This is a genomic window from Amedibacterium intestinale, from assembly GCF_010537335.1.
Taxonomy (GTDB): domain Bacteria; phylum Bacillota_I; class Bacilli_A; order Erysipelotrichales; family Erysipelotrichaceae; genus Amedibacterium; species Amedibacterium intestinale.
Window position 1 is genome coordinate 1,635,568 of record NZ_AP019711.1, and the last position, 18,294, is coordinate 1,653,861.

Annotated in this window: 19 protein-coding genes; 3 read left to right on the plus strand and 16 right to left on the minus strand. The window is 34.4% G+C overall.

Annotation, left to right across the window (positions count from 1 at the left end):
- Positions 1-19: 19 nt before the first annotated feature.
- From A9CBEGH2_RS08335 to A9CBEGH2_RS08350, 4 genes are read right to left on the minus strand one after another with little or no spacing between them, the layout of a single operon-like run.
- Positions 20-1,336, minus strand: a complete 1,317-nt coding sequence (locus A9CBEGH2_RS08335; protein ID WP_198668177.1) for an MATE family efflux transporter — start codon at positions 1,334-1,336, stop codon at positions 20-22.
- Positions 1,329-3,614: a U32 family peptidase gene (locus A9CBEGH2_RS08340; RefSeq protein ID WP_118277396.1), complete on the minus strand. Its 2,286-nt coding sequence runs from the start codon at positions 3,612-3,614 to the stop codon at positions 1,329-1,331. The genes A9CBEGH2_RS08335 and A9CBEGH2_RS08340 overlap by 8 nt, the downstream gene beginning before the upstream one ends.
- Positions 3,611-4,066 carry a threonine/serine exporter family protein gene (locus tag A9CBEGH2_RS08345; protein ID WP_118277395.1) on the minus strand — a complete coding sequence of 152 codons (456 nt, stop codon included), beginning with the start codon at positions 4,064-4,066 and terminating at the stop codon, positions 3,611-3,613. The genes A9CBEGH2_RS08340 and A9CBEGH2_RS08345 overlap by 4 nt, the downstream gene beginning before the upstream one ends.
- A 1-nt stretch (position 4,067) precedes the next feature.
- Positions 4,068-4,832 carry a threonine/serine exporter family protein gene (locus A9CBEGH2_RS08350; RefSeq protein ID WP_115716582.1) on the minus strand — a complete coding sequence of 255 codons (765 nt, stop codon included), beginning with the start codon at positions 4,830-4,832 and terminating at the stop codon, positions 4,068-4,070.
- A 156-nt stretch (positions 4,833-4,988) separates the two neighbouring features.
- On the opposite strand from A9CBEGH2_RS08350, the gene A9CBEGH2_RS08355 reads away from it, so the two are divergent.
- A complete protein-coding gene (locus A9CBEGH2_RS08355; RefSeq protein ID WP_158572258.1) occupies positions 4,989-6,035 on the plus strand; it encodes an immunity protein Imm33 domain-containing protein in 1,047 nt (348 codons plus the stop codon).
- A gap of 90 nt (positions 6,036-6,125) precedes the next feature.
- Here A9CBEGH2_RS08355 and A9CBEGH2_RS08360 read toward each other — a convergent pair whose 3' ends face one another.
- Both A9CBEGH2_RS08360 and A9CBEGH2_RS12710 read right to left on the minus strand, forming a co-directional pair.
- Positions 6,126-7,571 carry an ISL3 family transposase gene (locus A9CBEGH2_RS08360; RefSeq protein WP_118277609.1) on the minus strand — a complete coding sequence of 482 codons (1,446 nt, stop codon included), beginning with the start codon at positions 7,569-7,571 and terminating at the stop codon, positions 6,126-6,128.
- Between the two features lie 94 nt (positions 7,572-7,665).
- The gene (locus tag A9CBEGH2_RS12710) at positions 7,666-7,965 is read right to left on the minus strand and encodes a DUF6431 domain-containing protein (protein WP_408609167.1); all 300 of its coding nucleotides are present in this window, start codon (positions 7,963-7,965) and stop codon (positions 7,666-7,668) included.
- Between A9CBEGH2_RS12710 and A9CBEGH2_RS08365 the strand changes: the two genes are divergently transcribed.
- Entirely contained in the window at positions 7,897-8,064 is a 168-nt protein-coding gene (locus A9CBEGH2_RS08365) for a hypothetical protein (protein WP_157964931.1), read from the plus strand. The genes A9CBEGH2_RS12710 and A9CBEGH2_RS08365 overlap by 69 nt on opposite strands.
- Before the next feature lie 297 nt (positions 8,065-8,361).
- On the opposite strand, the gene A9CBEGH2_RS08370 is transcribed toward A9CBEGH2_RS08365, so the two are convergent.
- From A9CBEGH2_RS08370 to A9CBEGH2_RS08395, 6 genes are all read right to left on the minus strand, one after another.
- The gene (locus A9CBEGH2_RS08370; protein WP_115716580.1) at positions 8,362-9,744 is read right to left on the minus strand and encodes a sensor histidine kinase; all 1,383 of its coding nucleotides are present in this window, start codon (positions 9,742-9,744) and stop codon (positions 8,362-8,364) included.
- 1 nt (position 9,745) lies between these two features.
- Positions 9,746-10,405, minus strand: coding sequence for a response regulator transcription factor (locus A9CBEGH2_RS08375; protein WP_115716579.1), 660 nt, complete (start codon positions 10,403-10,405; stop codon positions 9,746-9,748).
- A 187-nt stretch (positions 10,406-10,592) separates the two neighbouring features.
- Positions 10,593-11,927 carry a phosphoglucosamine mutase gene (gene glmM, locus A9CBEGH2_RS08380; protein WP_118277917.1) on the minus strand — a complete coding sequence of 445 codons (1,335 nt, stop codon included), beginning with the start codon at positions 11,925-11,927 and terminating at the stop codon, positions 10,593-10,595.
- Positions 11,928-11,944: 17 nt separating this feature from the next.
- Positions 11,945-13,318: a CdaR family protein gene (locus A9CBEGH2_RS08385; protein ID WP_118277918.1), complete on the minus strand. Its 1,374-nt coding sequence runs from the start codon at positions 13,316-13,318 to the stop codon at positions 11,945-11,947.
- A complete protein-coding gene (cdaA, locus tag A9CBEGH2_RS08390) occupies positions 13,318-14,583 on the minus strand; it encodes a diadenylate cyclase CdaA (protein ID WP_118277919.1) in 1,266 nt (421 codons plus the stop codon). The genes A9CBEGH2_RS08385 and cdaA overlap by 1 nt, the downstream gene beginning before the upstream one ends.
- A gap of 103 nt (positions 14,584-14,686) precedes the next feature.
- Complete coding sequence (locus A9CBEGH2_RS08395; protein WP_118277920.1) at positions 14,687-15,460, minus strand: HAD-IIB family hydrolase; 774 nt, start codon at positions 15,458-15,460, stop codon at positions 14,687-14,689.
- 100 nt (positions 15,461-15,560) lie between these two features.
- Between A9CBEGH2_RS08395 and A9CBEGH2_RS12355 the strand changes: the two genes are divergently transcribed.
- Positions 15,561-15,725 carry a hypothetical protein gene (locus A9CBEGH2_RS12355; RefSeq protein WP_164503368.1) on the plus strand — a complete coding sequence of 55 codons (165 nt, stop codon included), beginning with the start codon at positions 15,561-15,563 and terminating at the stop codon, positions 15,723-15,725.
- A gap of 54 nt (positions 15,726-15,779) precedes the next feature.
- Here A9CBEGH2_RS12355 and tsaD read toward each other — a convergent pair whose 3' ends face one another.
- The 4 genes from tsaD to tsaE are packed head-to-tail and all read right to left on the minus strand — an operon-like array spanning position 15,780 to position 18,286.
- Positions 15,780-16,796 (minus strand): tRNA (adenosine(37)-N6)-threonylcarbamoyltransferase complex transferase subunit TsaD, encoded by a 1,017-nt coding sequence (tsaD, locus tag A9CBEGH2_RS08400; RefSeq protein WP_115716574.1) that lies wholly within the window; start codon positions 16,794-16,796, stop codon positions 15,780-15,782.
- The gene (gene rimI, locus A9CBEGH2_RS08405) at positions 16,793-17,242 is read right to left on the minus strand and encodes a ribosomal protein S18-alanine N-acetyltransferase (RefSeq protein WP_115716573.1); all 450 of its coding nucleotides are present in this window, start codon (positions 17,240-17,242) and stop codon (positions 16,793-16,795) included. Before rimI ends, tsaD begins: the two co-directional genes overlap by 4 nt.
- Position 17,243: 1 nt before the next feature.
- On the minus strand, positions 17,244-17,846 hold the full coding sequence (gene tsaB, locus A9CBEGH2_RS08410; RefSeq protein ID WP_118277921.1) for a tRNA (adenosine(37)-N6)-threonylcarbamoyltransferase complex dimerization subunit type 1 TsaB: 603 nt from the start codon (positions 17,844-17,846) through the stop codon (positions 17,244-17,246).
- Positions 17,846-18,286 carry a tRNA (adenosine(37)-N6)-threonylcarbamoyltransferase complex ATPase subunit type 1 TsaE gene (gene tsaE, locus A9CBEGH2_RS08415; protein WP_115716571.1) on the minus strand — a complete coding sequence of 147 codons (441 nt, stop codon included), beginning with the start codon at positions 18,284-18,286 and terminating at the stop codon, positions 17,846-17,848. The genes tsaB and tsaE overlap by 1 nt, the downstream gene beginning before the upstream one ends.
- Between the last annotated feature and the right edge of the window lie 8 nt (positions 18,287-18,294).

Genomic DNA, 18,294 nt, shown 5'->3' on the forward strand with positions numbered 1-18,294 from the left:
TTGTATTTTCAAGTAATCTTTAAGATAACCTTTTCTTGTAAAACAATAAAGCAAACAATACACCAAACGCTTCCGCAAACGCTACGGTAAACCAAATGGCATCAATGCCAAATAAAGATACAAGTAAAAATAAACCAAGCAGAATAAACACAAAGCCTTTTAAAAATGCCAGTAAGGTTGCCACTTTTCCATATTCAATAGACTGAAAGAAATATAGAAACATCGTAATAAGTGCAGTAAATGGCAAACTCAAAAAATAAAACTGAATCCCTTTTGAAGCATTTTCTATTAAAGCTGCATCATTGTTTGCAAATAAAGCTGCCAGCTCTTTAGAGAAAATAAAACAAAGCAAATACGCAACAATAGAAAATATAAGACTTGTTTGAATCGATATAGAGAAAGCCTCTTTTACTCGTTTTGTATGCATCGCCCCATAATTAGCGGAAATGATAGGCTGAGAGGCCTGCGCAAATCCATTCAACAATCCTTTTCCTACATAGGCAATGTTAGTGATGATGGCATAAGCTGCCAGAAACATAGCATCTGCCTTTTTTAATATTACATAATTAAAAATAACAATGACTGCACCTGCACTTATTTCTAAAATTCCACTTCCAAAGCCATTTGAAAAAATACGTTTCCATATTTTGGTATCAAATATATCTTTTGTCAGATGAATGGTATTTTTCTTACGTATGAAATGAAGGCTCATAATACCAAGAGAGATTACTGGTCCGATTGCTGTCGCAACGGCAGCTCCAAAAATTCCCATATTAAATTGAATAACAAAGACATAATCTAAGAAGATGTTGGAAAAGTTTCCTGCCATGGTAGCTATCATTGCCAGGCGAGGGGCATGATCATTTCTTAAAATCACACTTCCTGCATAATTCACAATAAAAGCCATAGCCATTCCATTTACAGGAATCATATATGCTTTTACAAGTGGTAAAAGCTCTTCGCTGCTGCCAAGCAAATACGCAAAATCATCCACAAATAGATTTCCAAAAAAGGCAATGCATAAGCCAATACTTACCATTCCAAGCGCACCATATGTATAGGCTTTATTTCTTACTTTTGGCTGTTTTTCTCCTTCCGCAACAGACATAACAGTTGCAGCCCCTACACCAAAGGTTAACCCTATCGCAGAATATATGGTATATAAAGGTATCGCAATGTTCATTGCCGCTAAAGCTGTACTTCCAGCACCTTTTGAAACAAAATATACATCCGCTAAACAATACAAAGAATTGCTTGCCATTGCCAATAAGGTTGGAAGTAAATAATGTGCATATAAACTTGATACCTTCTTTTCAAATAAAGCCGTACTATGCATGATAAACCTCCAAAAGATCATGTAATACGTTTCTGCATTCTGTTTCATCTTCTATGGTAAATACACATAAGAAAGAAGTAATACCAAGCTGTTTATATTTTGATATATCTTTATAATTTTTTATTGGTTCTTCACTCAATAAATGCATTCGACAATGGATATCGTTCATCAATGGATAACGATGTCCTTTTATATCTCTTAAGGAATAGCGGGTATTTCCTCTGCATAATGCACAGTTTTGCTTATTGTTATCTTTGATGCATGCATTGACAGGACAATATTCACTCAGCATCAATTCCACATGCCCATATACCTGCAAAGCAAAATTTCCTTTCTGATGGAAATGCTTTTCAAATCCATCACAAAGATTTTTTATACTATTTTCATCATGTTCGATAGACAACGTTACAATATCCAACCCATGAGAAAATGCAAACCCGGCAGAAAGAGAATTCGTTATATTCAAAGAAGTATCTCCTATCCCATGTTTCATATGATGCATACCACCATTTTCCTGAATCATCGTATAGGGTTCATAATCCTCTTTCATAACACGGGCTTCTCTTTTATAAACATGTTCATCGATTTGATGAAGTTGATGATATAAAGCTTCATTTTCCACATAAATATTTGTAATTCCCATTTCTTTACAGACTTCATACTGTTTTTGAGTCGAAACAACTACTAAAAGTTCTTGTCGATTTTGAACAGGCAAACATGTAAACTTAGGTGTCTGTACTCTTCTATTTCCATTTACATTCTTTCGAAGTTCTTCCAGCTTGTTTAAAGCATCTCTTCGCATTCGATTTAATTCACTGATTGGAAAAATCCCCTGTATATCCGTATCCAATGTAATATCTTTAAATATAAAGGGAGTATCGTTGGTCTTTCTTAACTGTGTTTGAATTCTATCTGGATCTAATGCTGTTTTTCTTGCCAATTCACAAACACATTCACTTGCAATTTCTACTTTATGTATGCCATCTTCTACTACAAGTAATGGATGCTGCCCAATATGCATAGAAAACTGACCTGTAATTTCCACTTTTCGTTTTCCTTTTTCAAAGCTTTGTCGAAGATTTTCTAACTGTACTACATCGCTTGTTTTCAAGACCTTGCTGCCTTTTTCCACATAAGTATTTACATCCATCTGAATCCTGTCATTTGCATAGGCTTTGTTAACCAGCAAGCCATTTTTATAAATTCGGTTTGCACAAAAACCTGCATCTTCCTTCTTACTAAGAATGCGAATTCCATCTCCCTGTGCTAAATCGTGATGTAAACGAATCGTCATTTTTCCTTTATGTACATTTTCCACAATACCAATTTCTATTCCTATATGATTTGGTCTTACAGGATTCATTAATGCACTTCCCATCTGATGAAACAGATGTCCTTTTGTAAAGCCTCGATGGAAAATCTTTTGCATTTCTTCCTTCATTTCTTTATCTACATGAAACTCTTTTTTTTCATAATAGGCATCAATCGCTTTACGATACAAAGAAGTCATTAGAGCTACATATTCTGGTCGCTTCATTCTTCCTTCAATCTTAAAGGAAGCAATTCCCGCTTCAATCAGTCTTGGGACTTCCTCTAATGTATTTAAATCTTTACAGGAAAGAAGATAGCTGCCTTTTGTAGAAACATCTTTTCGAATTCCATTTTCTTCTTTTTCCAAGGTATACTGCATACGACAGTTTTGTGCACATTCTCCTTGATTCCCACTTCTTTGCAAAGTCTGTGAACTCATCAAACACTGTCCAGAATAAGAAACACACAGTGCTCCCTGTACAAACACTTCCAAATCCAATCCTAATTTTGCATATTCCCTTATTTCTTCAATTGTTGTTTCTCTAGGAACGACTACACGACTAGCCCCTTCTTCTTTCATCATTAAAATACCATCATGATTATGGATGTGCATCTGCGTAGAAGCATGAAGTTCCATATCTGGAAGCAACTCTTTCAACAACACAAAAGCTCCCATGTCCTGAACAATCAAAGCATCTACATCGGCCTCCTGCAGTTTTATCGCATATTCTTTAAAAGTCTCTAACTCTTCCTCATATAAAAGTGTATTTACAGTTACAAATACACGTACTCCATATATATGTGCATAAGCGACCGCTTTTTTTAGCTCTTCTTCATCAAAATTATTCGCAAATGCTCTTGCCCCAAACATCATTCCACCTAAGTACACGGCATCACAGCCATTTTGTACTGCGGAGCGCAAAGCATCAAAAGAACCTGCCGGAGATAAAAGTTCTACTTTTTTCATACTCTTGCCTTCCTTTCTTTCTGCATATGATAAAATGCACGCATAAGTGTTGATACAAGTAAGATTCCTAAAACAAGTACCCCTGCGATGCTAATCGTATTTAATCCTATTGCCAATGCCTTATCGATATTTCCTGCAATAGCCTGCTGCATTGTTCGATACATACCTCCACCAGGTACCAAAGGAATTAAGGCACAAATAATAAACGTTGTAACTGGTGTTTTACAAACACGAGCTAAAATTTCAGAATACAGCGAGAAGACAACAGATCCTGAAAACATAGCAATCATTTCACTGCCTCCAAGAAATAGCACAAGTTTATAAACCATTCCACCAATAGCTCCACCAATTCCAGCAAGAATCAAGTTTTTTCCTTTAATATTAAATAAAATACCAAAACCAAGACTTGCCAGAAAACTGCTAAATAAACCACTAAACATTATCTGCAGCATATCACATACCTCCAAGTCTTAACGAAATACTTAACACAAAGCCAACTCCTACCGCAATCGCAATCGCAACTAAAATAGCTTCTGTTGCACGAGCAACCCCAGATAAATAATCGCCTGCTACAGTATCACGTACTGCATTTGTAATCGCAAGACCAGGCACAAGCAACATAATACTGGAAATGATCATAATATCCATATCTGTATCTTGAAAACATAAATGAAGAAAAACAGCAATAAATGCCGCAACACCTGCAGAAACAGCATTCACAAAAAAAGAATTCAGTTGTATTTTCTCTAGGCACCAGCAAACACATTTAATGAAAATTCCAATAATAAAGGCACAAATAGCTTCTTTCCATGTGCCATCAAAAAAAATAGCAAATCCTGCTGCCCCAATCGCTCCAAATAACATTGTCACTAGAAAAGAATAACGAGTTTGTTTCCTTATTTCATCAAGCTCTGTTTCCAATTCCTCTAAAGTATAAGGTGTAACACTTGCCTTGCGAGATAATGCATTAATTTTATCAATGCAATTTAAATCAACACTTCGACTATGCACCCTCATGATCTTCGTAAAAGTTTGATCATTTACTGTTATAGAAAACATGATACCAGTAGGAGTAACAAAACTATCTGCATCTTGAACTTCTACAAAGCTCTTGCATAAACGAACCATTGTTTCTTCTACTCGATATATTTCTGCACCACTTTGAATAAGCAGTTTCCCTGCAAAGCCAACCGTATTTAACAGTCTATTTGTATCCATAACAGCACCCCTTTATTTCCTTTATACAGTATAACGGACAGCCTAAAAAAAAGAAACTCTTTTTTATTAAATAGATAATGTTTAAAGAAGAAAATCATGGAAAGAACATGTTTTATGATATACTTAATAGTAGTTAGAAATACAAGGAGATCGTATATGACAAAAATTAATTATGGAGAAGTTATGCAGAATTTTCGAGAAGAAATCGAAGCTCTGTCAAAAAAAGATAAAAAGGAAATTGAACAAAAAGATTTTCCTCATCTTCTTTCTGCTTTACCATGCCTACTAGCAAATTATCCAGTCTTTTCTAATAAAATAGAGCGAGAAGATTTAGAGAAGTATGTTCATGAACGTTTTGGAATTCACGATGAAAAAAGTGCGGTAGAAAATATTCACAGCTTTGTCTTCAACAACACCCAGGCACAGTTTGAATATTGTCTGAAATATTGGCAAGGGCAAGCAAAAAATCTAGATGATGCGGATGAGAAAACCAAAGACTTCTTTAAAAAATGCCAGGCATTCGCAAAAGAACTATATCCAGAAGTATTAGATAGAGGGTTTTGTGGCTTTGATTTTGGAGAAGCTATTCGCATGGCAAAAGAATGTTATAGTGTTGGGTATTTAAGTGAAGAGGGATATCATTTTATGCTTAATGATATTGCAAATCGTGCTTTTTACACATTTGATAGCTGGGAAGATTATGCTTTAAGTTATGTATGTGGAGGAACTTATTATTTATATTGTAAATCTGGAGGAAATGAAGAGTTTGCGAAAAAAATGTGTGAAACACTTATGGGTGGCATACGTGAACTTTATAAAGAAAATGGTCTATGGGCAGAAAGTGCATGGCCAAAAGGTAAACGTTATTTTCGATTTTTAAAAGATGTTAAAAAAGTGATTGAAAGCAAGGAAGCAGGCCTTGTAAGTGATCGTATTAGTATTGATGGAGGAAACATTAACTATATGGTTCGTATCCAGCCAGTAGAAGGAACAACAGATAGTGGATGGCAATTCTTCCATGGAGATGAATCAAAAGAATATTTAGAAAATGTATCAAATACACAATTATTTCAATTAAATGTTATATGCAATATGGATTCATCCATCATTCCTTTACTGGATTCCCCAGTAGGAACCGCTTATAGAAGAACAAAAGATGGTACATTTGTAAAAGTTGAAGTTAAAAAGGTGCTCCAAAAATAGTTGGGGTTAGCTGAATTTGATCTTCGAGATTACTTGGGGGCGGCATATACCCTATTTCGTTGAGAGGGTCTAAAGGGCTCATCACCTGTCCTAGGTGGTGGGCTCCTTTTTTTCGACCATCTTTACGCTTTTGTCTTTCTCGTCGATCGCAAATTCTATGCCTTTTTCAAGGACCAACATGCATCGGTTACGGAATCGTTCCCAATTGGTATATCCGTTGGCTGCCTTGGTAATCAGCTTGACGGTTCCGTTGAGTCGTTCCATCAGTGCGTTGTTGAGCCTTTTATATCCGACAGTGATTTGTCCTGTCTTTCTCGAGAGCTTGTATTCGGTTTTGGCTATGTAGAAAGAATTGATGATCTCGGTTTGCCAGTTGGCTAATGTGTAACTAAACTTGACCATTTCTTCTACATTGCTTTCTCTGAAATCGGTAATGACTTTTTTCAAAGCAGCAGGTGCCGTTTCAAGTGTGTTCGAGACATAGAAATCCGTAAGTTCATCCTTTAATTCCCAGGCCGTGTTTATATCCGGATGAATAGATACAAGCGCATTGGCATAATCGTATGGGTTCATATATCGTTTTAGAACCTTATTATATTCTTTTGGTCTTAAAATATCGAAAAGTGGTTTTCCATCGGCGCCTTTAGATCTTGTAAAGTGCTTGAACAGGAGTCCGTTCTTGTGTTTTAACAGATAATAGTTTTCTTCTTGTTCCTGGGTGCGTTTCGATGTGTTGATGCATCGCAGGGGGTTCATGATCCTTAAGCGAACCCTGTCCACTCTGCGGTGCAGTTCCTGTGAAACATGATAATGGTCGACCACATGAATCGCATTTTTGAAATGTTTTTTAATAATCCTGCGGTATGGTTCGTACATATCCGTAATCATGATATGGACCTGATCTATTTCATATTTTGGTATATTTGAGAAGTATTTATCTAAATATTCATATCGTCGACTAGGCAAGATATCGATTGGCTGCCCATTGGTCTGATCGATCAAAAGACAGATGTACTTACTGTTTTGTGTTTTGGAATGAAAGGCATAGTTTTCATCTGTGCACATGATTTCTGGCAGTTTTGCCCTTGGAATCGAAACAACCGAATCGAAGATCGATGAAACAGAAGTTGGAGAAATATGATATCTCTTAGCTGCGTGGGTAAAGGTTTCGCCAGGTTCTTGCAAGTCCTTGAGGATCTGAAGCATCAGATCTGAAGAAATCTTCATGTTCTGGAAGACGAAAGGATTGTATTCATAGAACGTTTTGTGGCATATTGGGCAGATATATCGCCTGGCATGGTATTGAAGAACACATTTTTTATCGGCCAGTAACGAGTGCTGGATTGTCTTGGTCACATATCCCTTGATCTTCGTGATGGGATTTCCACATTCAGGACAAGCTGGTCGAGAATCTAAAAGCTTTACATCGATGATCGTCTGTTCATTTCGTCTAATACAGGAACAGGATTCTAAAATCGATGAATCCAGATTGAAGATTGTGCAAATAGAAGCTTCGCAATTGATAAAGTCTTGCATATTGTGTCACCTCCTGATAAAGCAAGTCTTCGTACACCTTAACTATAAGCGAAGCAGGCATATCTGGATATACATATCGGGTTGGTCGCTGTTTTTATCGACTTAAAAATGCATAAGAACCGAATTTTCGAAAAAGCGAGCTCCGGCGTAAGAAGGCAAGATAATCCGAATCTTCTGAAGATTTTGGAAAAGGTGGGAAAAAACTTTTGATGAATCTGTAGAAATAAGAATCTTCTAATGATCGGTCAGGCTCTTTATTCAAAACCTTTCGGATGGATAAATAGACATGATTGAATCCTGGAACTACAAAAGAAGGAAGAATGATATGAATAGCACCACATTCTTTACACCGACATCGCTGGGCATTGATCAAAACAGTGCGAGTCACAAAGATAAATTTACGAACACGATGTCCATAAAAAATCAAAGAACCCTTCGCATGACAACGAGGACATTCCATGGTATGGATCGTAATATTAAATTTATTGATTAAATTGTCATATGAGCGTTGATTAAATTGTTCATTGTGATTACAATATAGATGTAACATGAGTGGTACCGAACAGGGCCACAGAAAAGCGGTTGCCGGGGTGAGAAAATATGGTAACTGCTTTTTTTAATGCCTGTTATTATCCTTTCGATCATAGTATAATACGAAACCCCAAAAAGTTTGGAACAAAAAAAGGGCAGGTAAGTTCCTTGCCCCAAGTAATCTTGGGTAAACCCCTAACCCTAACCATTCTTGGATAACCGTTAAAAAAGCATAAAAGGAACCTTTTAAGGGTTCCTTTTAATTACGTCCTTTTTTTGAACATTCCTTTTTATGAATCCTAAAGATGACTCCATAAGCTGTATTTTCACCACAAACACTATATCCATTTGCCTGTACAACTTTTGATACAATACTTAAACCTAAACCGAACTTTCCACCTTTTCCCATCTCATATGGTTTAAACAAAGTTTTGATACGGTCTTCTTCAAGACAAGGTCCATCATTAGCAATTGTTAATCCTTCCTGCTCATTTAAATGGATATCAATCACAGTATTTGCATAACGCAATGCATTTTCAATTATATTTTCAACTGCAACACGCCATGGTTCATCCAATCCATCAAAATAAATTTCTTCTAAGTCTGTTTTAATTTCAATTTCTGGTTTTATCAAACGTGTATTTTGTACAACGGTTTCTACTATATCTTTCATATTAGAGCGAATACCCTCACTATCTTGAGAAATTAAGTATTCTACACGATTCATAAATAATAAAGAATGTACCTTCTGTTCCAATCGATCCGCATTCTCAATAATAACATCTACACTTTTTTCCAGTGTTCCATATGGATATATACCATCTTTTATACTTTCACCATATGATTTAATTGTCGCAATTGGTGTTTTCAAATCATGAGAAATGTTATGAATCATTTCTTCTTTTGTCTTTTCCTGACGAAGAAGTTCTTCTCTCATACTAACAAGTGCATCTGCAAGTTCTCCTATTTCATCTTTACGGTTGACATGCAGTTCTGCATCTTTTCCAAGTTTTACTCTTTCTATATAATTTCGAATCTGATTTAATGGATGAATCAAAGTAACTACCCACATCATTAAAATGATAAAGAAGAAACCAACAACAATAATTGTTATATAAACAACACTATTGATGAGCATATCTTCCATTTTTACAGTATTATCACTATATGTTTTTGTAAGTACAAGGCGATCCTCTTTAAATTTACGAATTACATAATAAGAATCTACACCTGTTTCTTTATTTTTATAAATACCGTGATATGGTTTTCCATCATTGTGATTATAACACTTTAAAACATCTTGACAAATCTGCTGCCACTCATTAGAATTCAAATCCGGCTTGTTTGAATAAGCATTGTTATAGGCCAAGACCAAGTTGTTTCCTTTCACAACAATTGTATAAGTGATAGTTTGGTCAGCTTCACTATAAATAGAATCATCGCCAATCGCATTACTAGCTCCTAACAAAGCCAATTGTGTATTATCCAATGTTTCAAATACTTGTTCTTTAATAGCGTTATCCACACTATTATTGATATATATAAAGAAAAAAGCAGAGAAAAAAGTAACAAAAAATGCAATGAGCGCAAACAGCTGCTGTGTCAGTGATAAACCTTTAATAAACTGATTAAACTGTTTCATACTAACCTAATCGATATCCATATCCATAAATCGTATGAATATTTAAATTGGGAAGTTTTTTACGTAAACGACGAAGAGTATCATCTACCACGCGATCACTTCCAAAATAGTTTTCTTCCCACACATTAGTAAGAATTTTATCCCTATTAAATGCCATCCCTTTATTTTTAATAAACATCATTAACAAGTCAAATTCCTTTGTTGTTAAGTCAATCTCTTTTCCACCATCAAATACTTTACGCTGTTCTTCATCTAATTCATATCCATCTACCATAATTCTGTTAGAATCATTTTTATATACACGTTTTATTACATTATTTACACGAAGAACCAATTCTTTTGGAGAAAACGGTTTTGTAATATAGTCATCGCTTCCTTTTTCCAAACCAATGATACGATCAAATTCTTTATCTCTTGCGGACATAAAGATAACAGGTATATCTTTTCCCTGCAGACGAATTTCTTCAATCAAATCAAAACCGCTCTTATCATCCAGCATGATATCTAATATCCATAAATGCACATCATCATCACTTACATGTGCACTTGCTTCTTCATATGTATAATAAGAACGAACCTCATAGCCCTCTTTTTTCAAATATTGATTTACAAGGTCATTTATTGCCTTTTCATCTTCTACTACACAGATAACTTTTTTCATTTGATTCACCTCTTAACTCTTATTTTAGAACAAATTATGTGAAAAAAAAAGAGATTTTTCCCTTTCCTTTAATTTCCTTTCTGTTTTACATTTTTATCACATAATTTTTCAGTTTTATAAATTTTTACATTTCTTCCTATTAAAATGTTAAAAAGATGCTTTCATTTACGAAAACATCTTTTTATATCTACATACCTTTTTCTTTGATAAAATCAATAACTTTATTTACATAGCAAGAACAAAGTTCATCTGTTTTTGCTTCCACCATAACGCGAACTAATGGCTCAGTACCACTTGGGCGTACCAGGATTCTTCCTTCATCCCCAAGTTCTTCTTCCACTTCTTTAATTACCGCAAGAAGTTCTTTATCTTCCAAAGCAGCATGTTTGTCTTTTACCGGTGTGTTAATCAATAACTGTGGATAAATGAATAAACCTTCACTTAATTGTTTTAAGGATTTCCCTGTTGATACCATAACTTCTAATAATTTTAAAGCTGTCAACAAACCATCTCCAGTATTTGCATGTTCATAGAAAATGATATGTCCACTCTGTTCTCCTCCTACAGAATAGTTATGCTCTCTCATGCATTCAAACACATATTTATCTCCAACAGCTGTCTGTTCATAATCAATTCCATTCTCTTTTAATGCATGATATAATCCTAAATTGCTCATAACAGTTGTGACAACTACATTGCTGTTTAATTTTCCATGATCTTTCATATATTTTCCACAAATATACATTGTATGATCACCATCAATAAGTTCTCCATCTTCATTAACCGCAATCAAACGATCTGCATCACCATCAAAGGCAAAACCAGCATGGAAATCCCCATCTTTAACCATCTTCTGTAACTCTTCTGGATGTGTAGAACCACATTTTGTATTAATATTGATACCGTTTGGTGCAGAATGAATAACTTCTACAGTAGCACCTAAAGAACTTAAAGTTTCTGCAGCACAGCTTGTTGCACTGCCATTAGCTAAGTCAAGTGCAATTCTCATTCCGCTTAAATCCATATGAACAATAGATTTTAACCAAGACTCATATAGTTCCAATCCTTCATTCCAGTTAATTACACTACCTATATGTTCTTCTTTAGCAACTTCAACACTTATCTCACCATCAATATATTTTTCAATTTCTGCTTCCACTTCCGGATTCATCTTATATCCTTCATGGTTAAACAATTTGATTCCATTGTCGTGGAATGGATTATGTGAAGCACTTACCATAATCCCACAGTCAAAATTTTCTTTGCGAACCAGATAAGCCACTGCTGGAGTAGGACATACATCTAGCAAATATACATTTGCTCCACATGATGCAGCTCCTGCAGCTAATCCCATTTCAAACATATCACTGGAAAGTCTTGTATCTTTTCCAATTAGGATCTTTGCATGTCGATTTTTGCCATAATGCCACGCAACATACTGTCCAATTTTAATAGCCATATCAAGCGTAAGTGTATCATTTGCACGCCCTCTAGCACCATCTGTTCCAAAATATTTTCCCATGTCTTCTACCTCTTTCTTTATTTTTCCTCTACTTTAATCGTTACTTTTCCTTCTTTTGTCTTATAACTTGCAAGCTTATTCTTGCCTTCAACAAACAACTCTATTTCATAAGTACCTGGCTTATCAACCTTACTCATATCTGCATACACTTTAATATCTTCTTTTTTAATTTCTTTAATTACCTTTTCTGCCCCTATTACTGTAACAGAAGTTGATTTATTTTCTTCATTTACAAAAGATGCGCTAAATCCATCCAGTGTATTTATAATATGAATTGGTATCCCACTTAATATAGTTTCTTTTGCATCCGCCAGCTTAACTGAGATATTAACAAAGCTTTCACTTATTTTTGTTACACCATTTGGAGCAATCAATGGCATTGAAAACTCTCGATCGGAAGTCAATGTAGACGCCGGTATTGAGATTGGTAATTCAGTTATATTATCCAAAACACTTTGTTTCGCAAAAATGTCAACCTTAGGATGATTTAAAGTATAAGACTCTATTGCCTTATTATTAGGAATTACTCCATTTGGTACTAAAGTAACAGGTACATTTTTAGATGGTTTTGTTACTTTTACCTTTGCCTTCATTTTTGATGGGATAATATCTACGTCCATTTTATCTCCATTTTCATCATAGGCAGCAATGGTTGCCATTGTTTCAAAGTCTTTCGTATAATCCTCTTTCACACTAATCAACGCTTTCACATAAGAAATTTTATCTAATGTTTCATTAGACGCTCGAACATAGACTTCTCCCTGTTCAAGCTCTGGTTCACTCAAATCATAAATGCTGTCCATTTTGAAACGATTAACATAATCAAACCCCAAAGTAAAACTTCGTATTGATTTTTTCTTTATTGTAACTACCGCATTGCTTGGTTCCAAAACAACATCTACACCACTTGGAGCACCTTCAGTCGTCAGTTTAACTTCATGCATTCCTTCTGTTAAATCTGTCATATTCGCAATAATTCTTAAATTTTTTTGCTGTTTCACATTTTTTATATCACTAATATCCCCAATGACTCGAACCTTAACCTGTTCTGGAAGTCCTGTAACTTCATAGGCTTCATCTGAAATGATTGCACTTACTGGATAATCTCCTAATGTTTCCGCATTTTTTAAACTTTTTTCAAAAATTGCATCACTGTCTGCATTTAAAATAACAAAAAACAATACCGCAAGAATTAAAGCCACAATTTTACCATGTTTCTGATTAAATAATAATTTATCTAACCATCCACTTATCCAGCGAAAAAACTTACTTACTTTTAACTCTACATTCTCATAATGTTTTGCGAAAGATTCACTTTTCTCCGCAATTGCCTTAGCCAGTTCTGTTTTCCCTTCAGAACTCATTTGTGTAGTTCTTTTCTTTTTTGCCATTAGATACCACTCCTTTCTTCATCTTTATTTAAGGAGTCTTCCTCATCATCTTTTTCATAATGAAGAACAATCTTCTCAGGCTCTATCACATCATTAAACAAATCATTAGCCATATTTGTAATATCATTAGAAACTTCTATTTTCTCTTTTTCTTTCTTCTCTTCTTTTTTTCTAGGTTTGCGCTTTGCTGCTTTTTTTTCTTTCTTTTCTTCTTTTTTATCCGTTTCCACTATATTTTCAAAAAGGTGATCAAATGGGGCTTGTTCTTCTTCTACCAAATTTGCAATTTCCATTTCCTTTCCTGTATCAAGTGTGATTGTTTCACTTTCTACTTCATCAGGAAGTTGATCTTTCTTTTTCTTTGTATAGCGATTTTCCTTTTCTGTTTTTACTTTTTTATTTTTACCCTTAAAGTAATGGGCAAAAACTCCGCTATGTTTTGAAGTATTTTCTGTCTGCTCACTCTCTTTTTCAGATTCATCTTTTGATTTAGAGGAACTGCATATAACTTCCATCAGGAATTCCTTTAATCCTGTTTCTGATATTACCGTTAGTTTTCCACCTTCCGCAATAGAAATATTTCCTGTTTCTTCACTAACAACAATGGTAATAGAATCTGTAATTTCACTGATTCCAACTGCCGCACGATGTCGAGCTCCATAACTGGTTGGCAGTTCTCTTGTTGTAGGAGGGAAATACGCTGCTGCACAAGCAATCTTTACTCCCTGTATAATAACAGCTCCATCATGCAGCGGGGTTCCATATTGAAAAATAGAACACAGCAATTCACTGGAAACAACAGAATTCATTGCTGTACCTGTTTTAATAAAATCAGATAGGGAATGTCCTTGTTCTATTGAAATTAAAGCACCTGTTTTTGTTTTAGACATCTCAGAACATGCTTTTACAAGTTCTTCCACTAAATCTTCTTTTTCATTAATCGTAAGTGTATTGATATGTGAAAAAACATTCGTCTTTCCTATCTTCTCTAACATACTTCTAATTTCTGGCTGGAAAATAACAATCAGGGCAATTACTCCCCAAGACATAACAGAAGCCATAATACTTTCCATTGTATGAAGTCCAGATACAGAAGCAATTCCTTTGATAATGATAATAAGAAGTATACCTTTGAAAATTTGAATTGTACGTGAATTATTTTTAACGATCTTTAAACAATAATATACAATTGCCCATAAGCAAAGGATATCTAATAAAGATCTAAGCAGTGCCCATAGGTTGGATAAAGTTAGATAACTGAGCATAGATAAACACTCCTCTCGTTTATTTATTATACCATATTCTATCTTCTGTACCTATTCTTTTATAATCTATCAAAGCAAAAACGTATATTAGTTTCTTTATTATTTATTGTAAAGACATTAACCAATCAATACATTCTTCTATATCCTTACATATTTTTTCTGCTTTTCCCTGTACAGCCTCTTTTGCATGTGCAACACTGACACCATGAAATTCTTCCAGCATTGGTACATCATTAAAAGAATCACCAATTGTATAAATCGCATCATGATCATATCCAAATTCATCTTCTATATAATACAAAGCTTCTGCTTTCGATACACCTTCAGGTACAATATCTACGCAATTCACATTCACATAAGCTATTGCATAACCACGAAAATTTGTGTTGATATGCTGAGCAATTTCCTCTGCTAAAGCATCATCATTCAAAGAAATTACAAGTTGTGCAATTTTTCCTCTATCCAATACTTCTTCCTCATGTTCACTATGATCTTCCATATTCGCATATTTATGATCAACTTGTGACTTATCTACATCAAATTTAAAACGATGATATCCATCATTAATAACATAAGATACACATTCTAGATTCTTAATATAACTAATGATATCCAGTGCTTTGTCAAAATCCATATAACGACATTCCAGCAAATTCCCATTTTTGTCAAAAATAACTCCTCCGTTATTTGTTATAATGAAATCGTATGTTAAATTATTGACTTCAATTTCTTTTTGTAAAGATTCCATACTACGTCCTGTTACGATTCCAAAATGATTTCCATCCTTTTGAAACTTTACAATTGCATCTCTATCTTTTTTATCAACAAGAACTCCTGTGCGAAGAGTCCCATCATAATCACTTGCTAATATTTTCATTTTGTTCATCCTTTCACTACTTTATCATTTTATCAATTTTTATTAAAAAAGTGAATAAGTTTTGATTGCAGCTTCATACTACTATCGGGAGGTGTTAAAAATGGCACGAACAAAAAAATATCGTCCGGGAATGAACTGTGAAAAAACCGGAAAATACACTTGCTATGATGCAAATGGCAAAGAAATGTATAAAGATGTAGATGTTGAAAAAGGTAGACGTTTTCCTCCATCTCAGGAAGAAGGATGCTACTACGAAGAACAGTAGGATTTGTCTATAGACAAGAAAAAGCAGGAATTGCAATGATTCCTGCTTTTTCTATTAAGATTCTTCTAAATCAATACCTGGATCCGCAGTTAAAGAATAATCTGCTCGAACCCCATGCTGATAAGCTATTGTTCCAGCAACCGCAATCATTGCTGCATTATCTGTACAACAGGAAAGTGGTGGAATAATAAATTCGACATCAGAATATTCTTTTGCCAAGCCATCTGTAATTTTGCTTCTTAAACATGAATTAGCTGCTACACCACCCGCTAATACCATCTGTTTTGGATTATATTTCTCAATTGCGATTTTAGCTCTGCTTAGTAAAGTTTCAAAAGCAGTTTCCTGATAGGATGCTGCCAAATCTTCAGGTCTAAATGTTTCATTTTTTCTTTTACATCGATCGATAAACTGTAATACAGAACTTTTCAATCCACTAAAGGAAAAATCTAGTTCATTTTCTGTTTTTGGTTTAGCTAATGAATAGATTGGTTTACCATCTTTCGCAATCTTATCCACATAAACACCACCAGGATATGGAAGTCCTAAAACACGTCCCACTTTATCGCCAGCTTCACCTATCGCATCATCCTGTGTTGTTCCAAGTATTTCAAAACTCCATTCATCTTTCATATATACAAGTTCTGTATGTCCACCAGATACAACCAATGCTAATAAAGGAAACTTTAATTCTGTAATAAGTTGATTAGCATAAATATGTCCTGCAATATGATGTACTGGAACTAATGGTTTATTATATGCCCATGCAAGTGTCTTTGCAGCTTGTACCCCCACATGAAGGCTTCCTACCAATCCAGGTCCCTGCGTAACAGCAATAGCATCTACATCTTCAACCTTCATATTTGCTTTATGCAATGTTTCTTCAATAACCATTGATATGTTTTCTACATGTATACGACTGGCAACCTCGGGAATAACTCCTCCAAAGTCTTTATGTACATCAATCTGTGTCGCAACAACATTAGAAACAATTTCTTTAGCATTTTTTACAATGGATGCTGCTGTTTCATCACAGCTAGATTCAATTGCTAATATATAGGTATCTTTCATTCACAATTCCCTCCTATCGCTTTTATAAGAAAATCTGCATCTTCTCCATTATCCTGATAATATTGTTTTCTAACATTTACTTTAATAAAATCATACGCCTCATATAATTTATGAGCAGCAGTATTTGAAACACGAACTTCTAAAGATATAATTTCACAATTCTCCTGCTGTGCTCTTTCAATCATTTTATCCATAAGTAAATGTGCATAATGCTTTCCTCTATAAGAAGGCAACACAGCTATTTTAGCAAGCTGACAACTATCAAATGTAATCCAGAAATCAATAAATCCAATAATTTCATTATGATCTTCTAAAACATATAAATATGCAAATTCATTTTCATTAAATTCACGTTTATATTGTTCTTCACTCCAAGGAACTGGAAAACATTGTGCATCTATTTGAGAAACAATAGAACAATCTTCTATTTTCATTTCACGTATCATTTTATTTTACCTTATAAGAATCCTGATCTTTTAGATATCTAGGAACAAGTGTATGAATATTATCAATAGGACGAGCAAGTGGTATTAACTGCTTAAAGTTTTCAACTAAGTCAATTTCTGGTTTTTCAATTCCAAGTAACTCCGTATCTCCCAAAACTGTATATTGAGCATTTTCTGTTAACTGTTTAATTTCATCCAATGTCAAGATTTGCTCATCCATAGTAAAGTTCCCTTTATTTAAAGCTGCACAATAGGCTCTTTTACTTCTAGCATCTAATAAAACAAAAACATTTTCTCTCATACCAGCATATAGCTGCAAAGAAGATATACATGATAAAGGAATTTGCTTACGTGTACATAAAACTTTCGCAACAGTCATTGCAATTCGCACACCAGTATAACTTCCTGGTCCATCTGTAATTATGACATGTTCGATATCATCGACTTCCCAATTTGCCTCTTCCATTAAAGATACAAGTGCAGGAAATAATGTTTCACTTTGTTTTTTCCAGCATTCCTCACAAATAGAAGCTTTCACTTCTCCATCTTCAATTAATGCGATAAGCAAATTTTTATGTGCACTATCCATACATAATGTTTTCATTATAATTCCCTCACAATCTTTTCATACACATCACCAATTGGATGAAATAAAAACAAACGTTCAAATTCTCCAATTCTTTTTATTTCAATCTCCAATCGTTCATTCGGTAACTGATCCATAATATACGCAGGCCATTCGATAACACATACCCCATCATCGAATAGTTCTTCAAATCCTAAATCCTGAGTTATTCCTTCCAAACGATATGCATCAATATGATGCAAAGGCATTTTTCCATAATAAGTTTTCAATATTGTAAAAGTAGGAGAATTAATAACTTTTTTCACACCCAATGCTTTTCCAATTGATTTTGTAAAAGTTGTTTTTCCAGCACCTAGATCACCACATAGGGTAACTAAGGAGCCAGATTCTAGTAGTTTTCCAAGTTTCTCTCCTAAATTTGCTGTGTCCTGTAAAGAGGATACTTTTATTTCTCTCATATAAAGTG